Source organism: Streptomyces sp. MAI_2237 (assembly GCF_054189285.1).
Map to the genome: position 1 here is coordinate 3,398,645 of NZ_JAJPGQ010000003.1, position 15,295 is coordinate 3,413,939.

The 15,295-nt window shown below is 71.8% G+C and carries 10 protein-coding genes and 1 tRNA gene; 6 read left to right on the plus strand and 5 right to left on the minus strand.

All coding sequences use genetic code 11. The features are described 5' to 3' along the window. Positions 1-7: 7 nt before the first annotated feature. Positions 8-1,690, minus strand: coding sequence for a thiamine pyrophosphate-binding protein (locus LN251_RS25955; protein ID WP_458246504.1), 1,683 nt, complete (start codon positions 1,688-1,690; stop codon positions 8-10). Positions 1,691-1,867: 177 nt separating this feature from the next. Between LN251_RS25955 and sucC the strand changes: the two genes are divergently transcribed. The 4 genes from sucC to LN251_RS25975 all read left to right on the plus strand — a co-directional run bounded on the left by sucC (position 1,868) and on the right by LN251_RS25975 (position 5,764). Further along, entirely contained in the window at positions 1,868-2,998 is a 1,131-nt protein-coding gene (sucC, locus tag LN251_RS25960) for an ADP-forming succinate--CoA ligase subunit beta (RefSeq protein WP_458246505.1), read from the plus strand. 10 nt (positions 2,999-3,008) lie between these two features. After that, positions 3,009-3,908: a succinate--CoA ligase subunit alpha gene (sucD, locus tag LN251_RS25965; protein WP_458246506.1), complete on the plus strand. Its 900-nt coding sequence runs from the start codon at positions 3,009-3,011 to the stop codon at positions 3,906-3,908. Positions 3,909-3,962: 54 nt separating this feature from the next. Then, positions 3,963-5,525, plus strand: coding sequence for an aldehyde dehydrogenase family protein (locus tag LN251_RS25970; RefSeq protein WP_458246507.1), 1,563 nt, complete (start codon positions 3,963-3,965; stop codon positions 5,523-5,525). Between the two features lie 151 nt (positions 5,526-5,676). Beyond that, positions 5,677-5,764 (plus strand) — tRNA-Leu (locus tag LN251_RS25975). Between the two features lie 67 nt (positions 5,765-5,831). On the opposite strand, the gene LN251_RS25980 is transcribed toward LN251_RS25975, so the two are convergent. The 3 genes from LN251_RS25980 to LN251_RS25990 form a co-directional block, all read right to left on the minus strand. After that, positions 5,832-6,851, minus strand: coding sequence for a hemolysin family protein (locus tag LN251_RS25980; protein WP_458246508.1), 1,020 nt, complete (start codon positions 6,849-6,851; stop codon positions 5,832-5,834). Then, a complete protein-coding gene (locus LN251_RS25985; protein ID WP_458246509.1) occupies positions 6,848-8,185 on the minus strand; it encodes a hemolysin family protein in 1,338 nt (445 codons plus the stop codon). The genes LN251_RS25980 and LN251_RS25985 overlap by 4 nt, the downstream gene beginning before the upstream one ends. Positions 8,186-8,323: 138 nt before the next feature. Further along, positions 8,324-9,496, minus strand: coding sequence for an acyltransferase family protein (locus LN251_RS25990; protein WP_458246510.1), 1,173 nt, complete (start codon positions 9,494-9,496; stop codon positions 8,324-8,326). A gap of 424 nt (positions 9,497-9,920) precedes the next feature. On the opposite strand from LN251_RS25990, the gene fusA reads away from it, so the two are divergent. After that, positions 9,921-11,951 carry an elongation factor G gene (fusA, locus tag LN251_RS25995; protein ID WP_458246511.1) on the plus strand — a complete coding sequence of 677 codons (2,031 nt, stop codon included), beginning with the start codon at positions 9,921-9,923 and terminating at the stop codon, positions 11,949-11,951. Positions 11,952-11,994: 43 nt separating this feature from the next. On the opposite strand, the gene LN251_RS26000 is transcribed toward fusA, so the two are convergent. Continuing rightward, positions 11,995-13,767: a coagulation factor 5/8 type domain-containing protein gene (locus LN251_RS26000; RefSeq protein WP_458246512.1), complete on the minus strand. Its 1,773-nt coding sequence runs from the start codon at positions 13,765-13,767 to the stop codon at positions 11,995-11,997. Between the two features lie 210 nt (positions 13,768-13,977). Here LN251_RS26000 and LN251_RS26005 point away from each other — a divergent pair, with 210 nt between their 5' ends. Then, on the plus strand, positions 13,978-15,294 hold the full coding sequence (locus tag LN251_RS26005) for an ABC transporter substrate-binding protein (protein WP_458246513.1): 1,317 nt from the start codon (positions 13,978-13,980) through the stop codon (positions 15,292-15,294). Position 15,295 lies beyond the last annotated feature (1 nt).

The window sequence follows — 15,295 nt, forward strand, 5'->3', positions numbered from 1 at the left end:
GTTCACCTCACTTGTACATCGTCTGGTTCATGGTTCCGGGGGCGTACGCGTCCGGGTCGACCCAGACGTTGATCAGCGACGGCTTGCCCGACTCGCGTGCGCGGCGCAGGGCGGGGCCGATGTCGGCGGGGTCGCGGACCTCCTCGCCGTAACCGCCCAGCATCTGCGCGAACTTGTCGTAGTGGACGTCGCCGAGGGTGTTGCCGACCCGCTCGCGCTCCTCGCCGTACTTGGCCTTCTGGCCGTAACGGATCTGGTTCATCGAGGAGTTGTTGCCGACGATGCCGACGAACGGCAGGTCGTAGCGGACGAGGGTCTCGAAGTCCCAGCCGGTCAGCGAGAAGGCGCCGTCGCCGAAGAGGGCGACGACCTCCTTGTCGGGCCGGGCCTGCTTGGCGGCGAGGACGAAGGGGACGCCGACGCCGAGGGTGCCGAGCGGGCCCGGGTCCATCCAGTGGCCGGGCGACTTGGGCTGGACGACCTGCCCGGAGAAGGTGACGATGTCGCCGCCGTCGCCGATGTAGATCGAGTCCTCGGTGAGGAAGTCGTTGATCTCGCTGACCAGGCGGTACGGGTGGATCGGCGAGGCGTCCGACTTCAGGCTCGGCAGCCGCTTCTCGAGCGCGGTCTGCTCGGCCGCCCGCAGTTCGTCCAGCCACTCCTTGCGCTTGGCCGCGCCGCCGTTGAGGCGTCCCGAGGCCGCCTCGGTCACCGACTTCAGCACCAGCCCGGCGTCGCCGACGATCCCGAGGTCGATGTCGCGGTTCTTGCCGACGGTGCGGTAGTCGAGGTCGATCTGGACGACCGTCGCTTCCGGGGACAGCCGCTTGCCGTAGCCCATGCGGAAGTCGAAGGGCGTGCCGACGATGACGATGACGTCGGCGCCCGAGAAGGCGTACCGGCGCGAGAGCTGGAAGTGGTGCGGGTCGCCGGGCGGCAGGGTGCCGCGGCCCGCGCCGTTCATGTACGCCGGGATGTTGAGGGTCCGTACGAGCTCCACGGCCGCCTCGGTGCCGCGGGTCGTCCACACCTGGCTGCCCAGCAGGATGGCCGGCTTCTCGGCGTGCACCAGCAGGTCGGCGAGCTTCTCGATGGCCTCGGGATCACCGGCCGAGCGGGTCGAGGCGCGGTAGGCGCCCGGCTTCGGCACGCGTGCCCTGCTCACCGGCACCTTGGCGTCCAGCACGTCGCGCGGGATCTCCAGGAAGGAGGGGCCGGGCGCGCCGTGGTAGCACTCGCGGAACGCCATGGACACCATGTCGGCGGCGCGCGCCGTGTCCGGCACGGCCGCCGCGAACTTGGTGATCGGCGTCATCATGTCGACGTGCGGCAGGTCCTGCAGGGACCCCATCTTGTGCTGGGTGAGGGCCCCTTGACCGCCGATCAGCAGCATCGGGGACTCCGCGCGGAAGGCGTTGGCGACACCGGTGACCGCGTCGGTCGTCCCCGGGCCCGCGGTGACGACCGCGCAACCGGGCAGGCCGGTGATCCGGGCGTAGCCGTCGGCGGCGTGGGCGGCGACCTGTTCGTGTCGTACGTCGACGACCTCGATGCCCTCGTCGACGCAGCCGTCGTAGATGTCGATGATGTGGCCGCCGCACAACGTGTAGATGCGGTCGACCCCTTCGGCCTTCAGAGCCTTGGCGACGAGGTGACCGCCGGAAATCACGTCCTGGGTGTCGTCGGGCATGGCGAAGTCCTGTCCCTTCGTAGGGGGTGGGAACGCTCTCGCGGTACATTGCATACAGTCGACGAATACTGTATGAACCTTGTTATCCCGCATCCGGTGGGTGGTGTCCAGGGGGCGTGCGGCACTTTCCAGTCATCGGAGTTCGGCCTCGCGATGACTTCGCAGACAGGAGCCGAGATGGACCTGTACGAACACCAGGCAAGGGAACTCTTCGAAGAACACGGCATCTTGGTGCCGAGGGCCCAGGTGACGGACTCACCCAAGAAGGCCCGCGAGATCGCCCGCGCCCTCGGCGGGCGCGTCGTGGTGAAGGCTCAGGTGAAGACCGGTGGGCGCGGCAAGGCCGGCGGCGTGAAGCTCGCCGCGGACCCGGCCGCCGCGGAGCTCACGGTCCGCCAGATCCTCGGCATGGACATCAAGGGCCACCGGGTCGGCACGGTCATGCTGGCCCAACCCGTGGACATCGAGGACGAGTTCTACGTCTCCTATGTCCTCGACCGGGCCGCGGGCACCTTCCTCGCGATCGCCTCCGCCGAGGGCGGCATGGAGATCGAGGAGGTCGCCGCGAGCAGGCCCGAGGCCGTCGCGCGTATCCCCGTCGACCCGGCCGAGGGCGTGACGTCGGCGAAGGCGGCGGAGATCGCCGAGGCGGCGGGGCTGCCGGCGCAGACGGTCGACGTCCTCGTCCGCCTGTGGGAGGTGCTCGTCCGCGAGGACGCGCTGCTCGTCGAGGTCAACCCGCTCGTGCGCACGAAAGGAGGCCGGATCCTCGCACTCGACGGCAAGGTCACCCTCGACGACAACGCCCGCTTCCGGCAGACGCGTTGGGGCGCCGACGACGTCGAGCACGACGACGCGCTGGAGGCGGCGGCCGTCGCCAAGGGCCTCAACTACGTGAAGCTGGACGGCGAGGTCGGCATCATCGGCAACGGCGCGGGACTGGTCATGTCGACCCTCGACGTCGTCGCCGGCTGCGGCGCCCGCCCCGCCAACTTCCTCGACATCGGCGGCGGGGCCTCCGCGCAGATCATGGCCGACGGGCTGTCCGTCATCCTCTCCGACCCCGACGTGACATCGGTGTTCGTCAACGTCTTCGGCGGCATCACCGCCTGTGACGCGGTCGCCGACGGCATCGTGCAGGCGCTGGACACCGTACGGCTGACCAAACCGCTGGTCGTCCGGCTCGACGGCAACAACGCCGCCCGCGGCCGCGCCATCCTCGACGAGCGCGCCCACCCGCTGGTCCAGCAGGCCACCACCATGGACGGCGCCGCCCTGAGCGCCGCCCGACTCGCCACCACCGCCTGAGGAGACGGACATGGCCATCTATCTCACCAAGGAGAGCAAGGTCCTCGTCCAGGGCATGACCGGCGGCGAGGGCATGAAGCACACCCGGCGCATGCTCGCGGCCGGCACGGACATCGTCGGCGGCGTCAACCCGCGCAAGGCGGGCGCCACCGTCGACTTCGACGAGCGGGCCGTCCCCGTCTTCGGCTCGGTCGCCGAGGGCGTCCACGCGACCGGCGCCGACGTCACCGTCGTGTTCGTCCCACCGGCCTTCGCCAAGGCGGCCGTCGTCGAGGCGGCCGACGCCGGGATCGGCCTCGCGGTCGTCATCACCGAGGGCATCCCGGTCCACGACTCCGTCGCCTTCACCGCGTACGCGAAGCGGAAGGGCACCCGGATCATCGGCCCCAACTGCCCCGGCCTGATCACTCCGGGACAGTCCGACGCCGGCATCATCCCCGCCGACATCACCAAGCCCGGCCGCATCGGCCTGGTGTCCAAGTCGGGGACCCTCACCTACCAACTCATGTACGAACTGCGCGACATCGGCTTCTCCACCTGCGTCGGCATCGGCGGCGACCCGGTGGTGGGCACGACCCACATCGACTGCCTGGCCGCCTTCCAGGACGACCCGGACACCGAACTGATCGTCCTCATCGGCGAGATCGGCGGCGACGCCGAGGAACGCGCCGCCGCCTACGTCCGCGACCACGTCACCAAGCCCGTCGTCGGCTACATCGCCGGATTCACCGCACCCGAGGGCAGGACGATGGGCCACGCGGGCGCGATCGTCTCCGGCTCCACCGGCACCGCGCAGGCGAAGAAGGAGGCCCTGGAGGCGGCCGGGGTGCGAGTGGGCGGCACACCGACCGAAACGGCGAAACTCGTGCTCACGCGTCTGGAAGAGCCGCGGTCGCTCACCCATGGTTGACGTGAGCCATCCATCTCCCCGCCCCCGACTGTGCACCGGAAGCGGAGCAACCGAATGGCATCCACCCTCACCACCGCCACCCCCACCCTCACCCTCAAATCCGGCACATCCTGGGCAGACGCCTGGCAGCGCTGCCTGACCGTCGCCCCGGAGGCCTTCCGGGACGACCGCGTCCTCAACCTCTGGGCCGGCTCCTGGCAGGCCGACGGCCGGGCCCTGCCCGCCACCAGCCCCGTCGACGGCAGCCCGATCGCCGGCCCGCCCCGCCTCGACGGCCCCACCGCGCACCAGGCGGTACGGGCCGCCCTCGACCGGCACCGCGCCTGGCGGCACGTACCCCTGGACGAACGCCGGGCCCGCGTCGCCGCCACCCTCGACGCCCTCACCGCCCACCGCGACCTGCTCGCCCTGCTCCTCGTCTGGGAGATCGGCAAGCCCTGGCGGCTGGCGCAGGCGGACGTCGACCGGGCCGTCGACGGGGTGCGCTGGTACGTCGACGGCATCGAGCCGATGCTCGACGGCCGGGCCCCGCTGGACGGCCCGGTGTCCAACATCGCCAGCTGGAACTACCCGATGAGCGTCCTCGTCCACGCCCTGCTCGTGCAGGCGCTGGCGGGCAACGCGGTGATCGCCAAGACCCCGACCGACGGCGGCCTCGCCTGTCTCACCCTGGCCTGCGCGCTCGCCGCCCGCGAGGGCCTCCCCGTCACCCTCGTCAGCGGCAGCGGGGGAGAGCTGTCCCCGGCGCTGGTGCGGGCGCCCGAGATCGGCTGTGTCTCCTTCGTCGGCGGCCGCGACACCGGCGCCGCCGTGGCCACCGCCGTCGCCGACCTCGGCAAACGGCACATCCTCGAACAGGAGGGACTCAACACCTGGGGCATCTGGAACCACTCCGACTGGGACGCGCTCGCAGCGGCCGTACCCAAGCTCTTCGACTACGGCAAGCAGCGCTGCACGGCCTACCCGCGCTTCGTCGTCCAGCGGGAGCTCTTCGACGACTTCCTCGCGGCCTACCTGCCGGCGGTGCGCACGCTGCGGGTCGGACACCCGCTCGCCGTCGAACGCCCGGAGGACCCCTTCCCCGCACTCGACGTCGGGCCCGTCATCAACGCGGCCAAGGCCAAGGAACTGCGCGACCAGGTCGCCGAGGCCGTCGACCGCGGCGCCGTGCCGCTGCACCGCGGCCGCGAGGCAGACGCCCGCTTCCTGCCGGGCCAGGACACCTCGGCCTACGTCCAGCCCGTCACGCTCCTGAACCCGCCGCCGTCCTCGCCGCTGCACCACGCGGAACCCTTCGGCCCGGTCGACACCGTCGTCCTGGTCGACACGGAGGCGGAACTGCTGGCCGCGATGAACGCCTCCAACGGCGCGCTGGTGGCCACCCTCTCCACCGACGACCGGTCCACCTTCGACCGGCTCGCCCCGCAGATCCGCGCGTTCAAGGTCGGCCACGGAAAGGCCCGCTCCCGCGGCGACCGCGACGAGCTCTTCGGCGGTTTCGGGGCGTCCTGGCGCGGGGCGTTCGTCGGCGGCGAACTCCTCGTCCGCGCCGTGACACGGGGCCCGGCGCAGGAGCGGCTGCCGGGGAACTTCCCGGACTACCACCTCATGCCGTGACCGACGACCGGCCGGCGTCCCGGTGCCCGCTTCCGGGCCCGCGGACGCCCCCCGGCGGCACACGGATACGCAGGTGAAACGCACTCCGAAAGCTTGGTATTGTTGTGTCTGTCGCCGCGGGGAACACCCCCTGTCCGGCGGCAGACACCTGGTCCGGGTGGCGGAATGGCAGACGCGCTAGCTTGAGGTGCTAGTGCCCTTTATCGGGCGTGGGGGTTCAAGTCCCCCCTCGGACACCAGCACCAGCAAGGACCCCTGTTGATCAGGGGTCTTTCGCGTTTCGCGGGCCGGCCGGCGGCGGCCCGGTCAGGCCGCCCGCGGCTGCAGGAAGCGGGCCAGCAGGTCGTCCAGGGTCACCATGCCGGTCAGCCGGCCGGTGCCGTCGCGGACGACGGCGAGCGAGGCGCGGTGTGCGCGCAGGACGTCGATCGCGTCGGCGACCGTGGTGTCCGCGGCCAGCTCGGGCACCGGGCGGGCCATGTCCCGGGCGCGCGTGCCGCGGCCCCGGGCGCGGGTCACCAGGGCGTCCCGGGCGTGCACGGAGCCGAGGACGCGATCCCCGTCGCGGACCAGCAGGCGGGTGCGGTCGCCGGCCGCCGCCGCGCGCAGCACCTCCTCGGCATCGGCGGCGGCGTCCACCGAGGTGATCCGCGCGGCCGGGACCTGGAGCGCGCCCACCGGAGTCTCGGATTCGGTCAGCGAGCGGGTGATCAGCTCGGCGTCGCTCTCACTGATCAGGTCGAGCCGCCGCGACTCCGCGACGAGGTGCGTCAGCTGCTCCCGGCTGTGCACGGAGGCCGACTCGTCGCGCGGGGTGACCCGGCACAGCCGTACCAGCGCGTTGCTGACGGCGTCGAGCAGTGAGATCAGCGGGCGTACGGCCGTCACCATGGCCCGGAACGGCGGCGCGAGCAGCATCGCCGAGCGCTCCGGATGCGCGATCGCCCAGGACTTGGGGGCCATCTCGCCCACCACCATGTGCAGGAACACCACGACGATCATGGCGACGGCGAACGCGATGCCGTAGCTGACCGCGCCCGGCAGGCCCAGCGCGCGCAGCACCGGGTCCAGCGAGTGCGAGATCGCCGGCTTGGAGACCGAGCCCAGGCCGAGGGTGCAGACGGTGATGCCGAGCTGGGCGCCGGCCAGCATCAGCGACAGTTCGCGCATGCCGTCCAGGGCCGCCCGCGCTCCGCGCCGCTCCTCGGCGGCCGCCTTCTCCATGCGGTGCCGCTTGGCGGCGACCAGCGCGAACTCGGCGGCCACGAAGAAGCCGCTGCCGATCAGCAGCACCACGGTGACGAAGAGAGCCATCGGGAAACTCAACGCCGTTCCTCCGTCCGTCGCACCGGCCGCGTGATCCGCACGCGCTCGGGCACGTGCCGGTCCACTGCACGGACGTCGATCACCGCGCGGCCGCCGTCGGGCAGTTCGACGGTGAGCCGGTCGCCGACGGCCGGGAAGCGGCCGAGACGGTCCACGACCAGGCCGGCCACCGTGTCGAAGTCGTCGTCCGCGGGCAGCTCGATGCCGGTGGCCTCGGCGATCTCGTCCAGCCGGCGCCCGGCGTCCACCAGCCAGCCGTCGCGGTCGGCGACCGCGAGGCGGGTGACGGTGTCGGACTCGTCGGCGATGTCGCCGACCAGTTCCTCGGCGATGTCCTCGTAGGTGACGACACCCGCCACGCCGCCGTGCTCGTCGAGCACGACCGCGAACTCGTCGTCCCGCTCCCGCATCCGCTCGACCGCCCGGGGCAGCGGGAGGGTGTCGGGCAGCAGCAGCGCGCGCCGGGCGAGCGCGCCGGCGCTCGTCGCGGCCGGCCGGTCGGCGGGCAGCCGCATCAGCTCGCGCACGCCCAGCACGCCGCCGACGTCGTCGGGGTGCTCGCCGAGCACCGGATAGTTGGAGTGGCCGTACTTGCCGATGAGGTCGACGGCCTCGGCGGCGCTCGCGTCCGCCCGGACGAACACGGTGTCCGCGCGCGGCACCATCACCTCGTCCAGGGTGCGCTCGGAGAACTCCAGCGCGTGGTCCAGCAGCTCGGCGGTGTCCTTGGGCAGCCGTCCCCGCTCGTGCGACTCGCCGATGATGTGGCCGAGTTCCTCCAGGGTGGCGCCGTGGTGCAGCTCCTCGACCGGCTCGATGCCGGTCTGGCGCAGCAGCCGGTCCGCCGCGTCGTCGAAGATCCGCACGACGGGCCCTACGACCTTCAGATAGGCCAGCGTCGAGGCGGCCAGCGCCTTCGCCAGCCGCTCGGGCACCGCGATGGCGAGGTTCTTCGGGGCCAGCTCGCCCAGCACCATCTGCACCACCGTGGCGCCGGCGAAGGAGAGCACCACGGAGACGCCGGTGACGGCCGCGTCCGGGACGCCGACGCCGGACAGGGCGGGCCCGAGCAGCGCGGACACGGACGGCTCGGCGATGAAACCGACGACGAGGCCGGTGACCGTGATGCCCAGCTGGGCGCCGGACAGCATGAACGACAGCCGCTCGAGCACCTTCAGTGCCCGCGCTGCCCGGCGGTCCCCGGCCCGCGCCTCACGGGCCAGGGCGAGGCGGTCGGCGGAGACGTAGGCGAACTCCTGGGCCACGAAATAGCCGGTGCCTGCGGTCAGCAGGAGAACGGCCAGCAGGCCCCAGACGGCGCTCGCGGTACTCACGTGCGTGACGGCCGGAAGGGGGCGTCCGGCCGGGTGCCGCGGTGGGGCTCACCGCGGCGGGACGGTCGGGGACCGGGTCCCCGGGGGTCCGTCGGTCTGGCGGACAAAGGGGTGACTCCTCGCATCGCTCGGTGCTTGTCAGGACAACGCCTGGGAGCCGGTCCGGGTTCCCGGCTCGCGAGTCTGCGCGGGAACGGCGGCCCGCTCGCGCGGCTCCCTCCGGAACGCCCACTTCATGTCCGGTTCCACGACGAACCGGAAGACGCGCCGTACGGGCGGTGTGCACAGCAGGGTCACGACGGCGCCGGCGGCCAGCGTGACGGTGAGCACGCCGAGCGGGCGGTGGATCCAGTCGGGGGAGTACCAGCCCATGTACTTGGAGCCCTGGGCGACGAAGCCGTGCAGCAGGTAGCCGTAGAGCGTGCCGGCGCCCAGCACGGTGCACCACAACCGCCGACCCGGCACCCAGGACAGGAAGCAGGCCACCAGGACCATCGAGAAGCCGAAGGCGGCCAGCGTCATCACCGGCCCGAACCACGCGGACGCCCCCAGCTCCTGGGCGCTGTCGCGGTGGTAGAACCAGGCCCCGGTCATCCGCGGCTCCGCCCAGTACGACACCGCTGCCCCGCCCGCCAGCACCGGCAGGGCCAGCAGCCGCACCCGCCACCGCCGCACCAGCCGGAAGTGCTCCGGCCGCAGGCACAGCCCGAGCACGAAGTACGGCAGGAACTGCAGGACGCGCTGAAGGTCGAGGTCGTTGCCGATGTCCGGGGAGAGGGTGGCGAGCGCCGCGACGGTCAGCGCGATCGGCAGCGGCCACCGCACGCGCTGCCACAGCGGCGTGGTCAGCCGCCAGACGAACAGCGCGGCGAGGAACCACGTCAGGTAGAGGGGGTCCAGCAGGCTGATGGGCCGGTCGGGCTCCTGGTCGGTCCAGCGGGTGAAAAGGGTGTACGCCGTCTCGAAGACGACGTACGGCACGGCCACCCCGGTCACGAGGCGTCTGATCCGGCCGGGGCTCGCGTCGAAGCTCCGCGAGAAGTACCCGGAGATGACGATGAACGCCGGCATGTGGAAGGCGTAGACGAAGTTGTAGAGCGCGCTGACCACCCGGCTGTCGTCGCGCAGCGGCTCCCACGCGTGGCCGATCGCCACCAGCACGATCGCCAGGTACTTCGCGTTGTCGAAGTAGGCGTCACGCTGCTTCGCCCGAGGCTCCCGCACGCCGAGGAGGGAACCCGCCGCCTGCGGTGCGCCTTCGCGAGGTGCGGCTTTCACGGGGGCCACGGCTGTGGTCTGCGACTGGGACATTACAGCCGCCTCACCGGATCCGGCGGCCGTAAACCACCCGCGCGGGGGGCCGGCCGGGCGCACGGGTTGACGCCGGGGCGCGCGGGGGCCATCTGACATCGACAGGGCGGTCGTTGAGCGGAGCGGCGGGAAAAAGGTGATGCCCCGTGGCCTCGCGGTTCCCTACACTCGCCACGCACCGCGCGTCACTGTGACGCGCGGGCCGAGTGACGAGGGGAGACCGGCCGTGCCGTACCGCACCGCTGTCGTCGTCCCCCGCTCGCGGTACGAGGTGATCCTGGTGTCCCCGTCCGTCCGGTGCCCGCTGCGCGGCCGGTACCGGATGCCCGCGACGCGCGTCTGAGCCCGCAGGCCCGCCCTGCGCTCCGCCACGTCCGGGAATCGCGCCGCCCTGCTCCGAATTCACCAGAAAGGCCAACGGGCCGTGCGCACCCACCTCGATGCCCTCACCACCGTCCGCAATCTCGGCATCCTCGCCCACGTCGACGCGGGCAAGACCACCGTCACCGAGCGGATCCTGTACGCCACCGGCACCACGCACCGGCGCGGCGAGGTCCACGACGGCACCACCGTCACCGACTTCGACCCGCAGGAGCGCGACCGGGGTATCACCATCTTCGCCGCGGCCGTCAGCTGTGCCTGGGACGGCCACCGGATCAACCTGATCGACACCCCGGGCCACGTCGACTTCGCCGCCGAGGTGGAACGCTCGCTCAGAGTTCTCGACGGCGCGGTCGCCGTGTTCGACGCGGTGGCCGGCGTCGAGCCGCAGAGCGAGTCGGTGTGGCGGCAGGCCGATCGGCACGGCGTACCGAGGATCGCGTTCGTCAACAAGCTGGACCGGGCGGGCGCCGACCTCGACACGGCCGTCGCCTCGATCCGGGACCGGCTGCATCCGGCGCCCCTGGTCGTCCAGTTGCCCATCGGCGCGGAGGACCGTTTCACCGGCGTCGTCGACCTGCTGCGCATGCGCGCGCTGGTCTGGGCCGAGGGCGGCGACGCGCCCGAGGACATGCCGGTGCCGAAGGCCCTGCGCGAGGAGGCGCGGCGGCGCCGCAGGCTGCTGGAGGAGGCCGTCGCGGAGCTGCACCCGGCGGCGCTGGAGGAGTTCGTCGGCCGCGACGAGCTGTCCGCCGGCACCCTGGCCGCCGCCCTGCGGGACCTGACCCGCAGCGGCGACGGCGTGGTGGTGCTCTGCGGTTCGGCCTACCGCAACCGCGGCATCGAGCCCCTGCTCGACGCGGTCGTGGCCTACCTGCCCTCGCCGCTGGACGTGCCCGCCGTACGCGGCGGCCACGACGGTACGGCTCAGGAGCGGGCGGCCGACCCGGCGGCGCCGTTCGCGGCGCTGGCGTTCAAGGTGCACGCCACGCCGACCGGGCGGCTGACGTACGTGCGGATCTATTCGGGAACGATCGGGAAGGGGGACACCGTGTGGGACGCGGGCGCGCGCCGCGGCGAGCGGGTCGGACGCATCCTGCGGGTGCAGGCCGACCGCCACACCCAGGTGGACCGTGCGCCGGCCGGGGACATCGTCGCCCTGGTCGGGCTGAAGTCGGCCCGGGCCGGCTCGACGCTGTGCGACCCGCGCGCCCCGCTCGTGCTCGAACCGCCGGGCGCCACCGAGCCGGTGGTCTCGGTCGCCGTCGAGGCCCGCAGGTCCACCGACACCGACCGGCTGGCCGCGGCGCTCGTCCGGCTGACCGAGGAGGACCCCTCACTGGTCGTCCGGACGGATGCGGAGACCGGTCAGACGGTGCTGTCGGGGATGGGCGAACTGCACCTGGAGGTCGCGGCGGAGCAGCTCCGGCGCGTCCACGGCCTCGAGGTCAACGTCGGCCGTCCCGCGGTCAGTCACCGCGAGACCGTGGGCCGCGGGGTGTCCGGCTTCGTCTTCCGGCACGTCAAACAGGACGGCGGGGCGGGGCAGTTCGCCCATGTCGTCCTCGATGTCGAGCCGCTGGAGGAGGGGTTCGCGTTCGAGTCGGCCGTCGTCGGCGGGCGGGTGCCGCAGGAGTACGTGCGCGCGGTGGAGGCCGGCTGCCGGGAGGCGCTCGGCGAGGGACCGCTGGGCGGGCACCCGGTGACCGGGCTGCGCGTCACCCTCACCGACGGGTCCACGCACGTGAAGGACTCCTCGGACACCGCCTTCCGCACCGCGGGCCGGCTGGGCCTGCGTGAGGCCCTGCGGGCCTGCGCGATGGTTCTCCTCGAACCGGTCGTGGAGGTCACGGTGAGCGTCCCCGAGGACGCCGTCGGCGCCGTCCTCGGCGACCTCGCCGCGCGCCGCGGCCGGGTCTCGGGCTCGCTCACCCGGTCGGGCGCGGCGGTGGTGACGGCGACGGTGCCGCTGGCCGAACTCTTCGGCTACGCCACCCGGTTGCGCAGCCGGACGCAGGGCCGCGGCACCTTCACGGCCCGTCCCACCGGCTACGCGCCGGCACCGGCACGGTGATGCCGCGGCGGCCCCGCCCCACGCGGGCGGGGCCGCCCCCGGCTCAGGGGTACGACACCACCGTGGACGGCACGGTCGACGTTCCGGACGTCGGGGCTCCCGTCTCGTTGATCACGTGCTCGTACTGGCCCTGGCCGCCGAGGGAGACCACGAGCAGGTCGTGGAACCGCACGCCCGGGTGGTCCGGGGCGGCGAAGCCATGGTGCTGCACGATGCTCGGGTCGACGTTGTAGAAGCAGTAACTGCCCAGTCCCCAGCCCTCGTGCGCGGTGACGTGGTCGCCGACCTTGTAGGCCGCGTACCCCTTGACCGGGCCGTTCTGGATCGCCGCCTGGTTCGGGGCGTCGTACGCCTTCTCGTTCTGGAAGAAGATCGTGCGCCCGCGCTGCCCGTACCACTGGACGTCGTACTTGTTGAAGTGTTCGACGAACAGGCCCGTGCACAGCACGTCGTCGCCGTTGACGACGATGCCGTAGTCGGCCCGGTTGGTCTCCCAGCCGACGCCGTCGCCGTGGTCGGCGCGCCAGACCCAGGTGTGGTCGACGATGGTGTGCCGGCTGTTGATCACCATGCTGGTGGTGGCCTTGCCGGGACCCGCGCCGCCGATGCGCACGAACACGTCCTGCACGGTGGTGGGATTGGCCGAGTGGTCCTTGTGGGCTCCGCGCGGGCCGACCTCAAGCAGCGTCGGGGAGTTGACCGGCCCGGCGTCGATGAGCAGGCCGGCGAGGCGGACGCCGTCGACGTCGGCGACCCGCAGGGCCGTGACGCCGTTGTCGGGGATCAGTGTGGCGTAACCCAGGCCCAGGACCACGGTGTTGGGGCGGTTCACCTGGACGGGCCGGTCCAGGTGGTAGATCCCCGGTGTCAGCAGCAGGTGCAGCCCTTGTGCGAGCGCCCGGTTGAGGGTGGCCGCGGAGACGCCCGGCTTGGCGACGTAGAAGCGCGACAGGGGCAGCGAGGTGCCCCTCGGGGTGCCGTTGCCCCAGGTCACGCCACGCGCGTCGGTGCGCTTCGCGGGCAGGAACACATGGAACGCGCCCGCGCGGTCGACGTACAGGAAGGGCTTCTCGCGGGAGACCGGGGTGGTGTCGAGGGTGGTGTACGGCGGGTTCGGGAAGCTCTGCGCGGGGGCGCCCTCGACACCCGAGAAGACCATGTTCCACACGCCGTTGAGCCAGCTGCCGATCGCGCTGTCCCGGGTGTACCACTGCTGCTGCGAGTACGGGCCCACCTGGCCGTCGATCCGGCTGTCGGCGATGTAGCCGCCGCTCGCCCAGCCGTAGCCGGTGGGTTCCAGGTCGAGGCCGCCGCGCACGTGCATCCGGCGGAACGGCGCGGCCTGCGCGACCGCCCACCGGTTGGTGCCGTTCGCCGGGACGAGGGCCAGGTTCTCCGCCGAACGCCAGAAGTTCTGCGTGGCGTTGCCGCCGAACCAGCCGGCGTCGACCGTCACGTCGCCGTTGATGGTGGTGTCGTCGGGGGACAGGCCCAGGCCCGCGACGGAGGTGTAGAAGCCGAGCTGGGCGTTGAGGCCGTGGTACGTGCCGGGCTTGAACAGCAGCGCGTAGCGGCCGGTGCCGAACTGGGCCGACTCCTGCCGCCGGAACACCTCGTCCAGCCTGGCCTGGATGTCCGGGGTGGACGGGTCGAAGACCAGGACGTTGGGGCCCAGGTCGCCGCCACCGGGGAGGAGGTGCGGCTTCCTGGGCGTCTCGGGGGCGGCGTGCGCGGGCGCCGACAGTCCGAGCAGTGCGGGCGCGGTAGCGGCGGCGGCGCCGAGGACGGTTCTGCGGCCTATGTCGGGCAGGGGCATACGGCGGCTCTCCTGTTCGGGAAGTGAACGGGGTGCGGTCTGGGAGCGCTCTCTTGGCGGTGCATGCTTCAACTGTCCGAACACTCGCGTCAAGAGTCGGGACCGGATTGCCCCTGGGCTGCCGTACCCCTTGACGAGTTCCTCTCCGGAGGTTTAACTCACGTCCTAAATTAAGCCATGATTGCAAACCCCGAAGGGACACCGGGAGCCATGCGCAGCATCCGAGCCGCGGCCGTAGGCGCCGTCACCGTGTCACTCGCCCTTGCCGCCACGGCCTGCGGAGGCGGTTCGTCGAACGGCGGCGGGTCCAACGACTCGCCGAAGACGCTCACCTACTGGGCCTCCAACCAGGGCGCGAGCATCGCCGTCGACAAGAAGGTCCTGCAGCCCGAACTCGACAAGTTCGAGAAGCAGACCGGGATCAAGGTGAAGCTGGAGGTGGTCCCCTGGTCGGACCTGCTGAACCGGATCCTCACCGCCACCACCTCCGGTCAGGGCCCCGACGTCCTGAACATCGGCAACACCTGGAGCGCGTCCCTGCAGGCCACCGGCGCGCTGCTGCCCTGGGACGCCAAGAATCTCGCCAAGATCGGCGGCAAGGACCGCTTCGTCGACTCGGCGCTCGGCTCGACCGGCGCGGCGGGCAAGGACCCGGCCGCCGTCCCGTTGTACTCGATGGCCTACGCCCTCTACTACAACAAGCAGATCTTCGCCGACGCCGGCATCTCCAAGCCCCCGGCCACCTGGGACGAGCTCGTCGCCGACGGCAAGAAGATCTCCGCGAAGGGCAAGTCCCCGCTCGGCGCGGAGGGTTCGAACCTCTCCGAGAACATCCACCACGTCTTCGTCTTCGCCAAGCAGCACGGCGGCGAGTTCTTCACCGCCGACGGCAAGGCGGACTTCACCAACGCCAAGGTCGTCGACGCGGTCAAGCAGTACGTCGACCTGATGGCCAAGGACAAGGTCATCCCGACCGGCGACGCCGAGTACGCGCAGAACCAGTCCGTCAGCGACTTCGCCAAGGGCAAGCAGGCCATGCTGCTGTGGCAGTCCGCGTCCGCCAACCTCAAGTCGCAGGGCATGAGCCCCGACCAGTACGGCATCGCGCCGGTCCCCGTGCAGTCCGGCACCCCCGGCACCGGCACCCAGGTCAACTCGATGGTCGCGGGCATCAACCTGGCCGTCTTCAAGAACAGCCACAACCTCGACGGCGCGGCGAAGTTCGTGAAGTTCATGACCAGCGACGCCGAGCAGAAGATCCTCAACACGGCGTACAGCTCGATCCCGCCGGTCAAGACCGCGCAGACCGACGCGGCCTTCAACTCCCCTGCCAACGCGGTCCTGAAGGACACCCTCGCCAAGAGCGCCGCCGCCCTGCCGCAGGTCGCCGACGAGTCGCAGTTCGAGACGGCGGTCGGTACGGCCGTCAAGAACCTGTTCGCCGACGTGGCGGCCGGACGCGCGGTCACCACCGCCTCGGTGAAGGCGGCCCTGGAGAAGGCCCAGCAGCAGATGCCGGCGAAGTGAG

Coding starts and splice junctions, on each gene's coding strand:
- sucD (WP_458246506.1), top strand. CDS start 3,009: ATGGCCATCTATCTCACCAAGGAGAGCAAGGTCCTCGTCCAGGGCATG.
- LN251_RS25990 (WP_458246510.1), bottom strand. CDS start 9,496: ATGTCCCAGTCGCAGACCACAGCCGTGGCCCCCGTGAAAGCCGCACCT.
- LN251_RS26005 (WP_458246513.1), top strand. CDS start 13,978: ATGCGCAGCATCCGAGCCGCGGCCGTAGGCGCCGTCACCGTGTCACTC.
- LN251_RS25970 (WP_458246507.1), top strand. CDS start 3,963: ATGGCATCCACCCTCACCACCGCCACCCCCACCCTCACCCTCAAATCC.
- LN251_RS25955 (WP_458246504.1), bottom strand. CDS start 1,690: ATGCCCGACGACACCCAGGACGTGATTTCCGGCGGTCACCTCGTCGCC.
- LN251_RS26000 (WP_458246512.1), bottom strand. CDS start 13,767: ATGCCCCTGCCCGACATAGGCCGCAGAACCGTCCTCGGCGCCGCCGCC.
- sucC (WP_458246505.1), top strand. CDS start 1,868: ATGGACCTGTACGAACACCAGGCAAGGGAACTCTTCGAAGAACACGGC.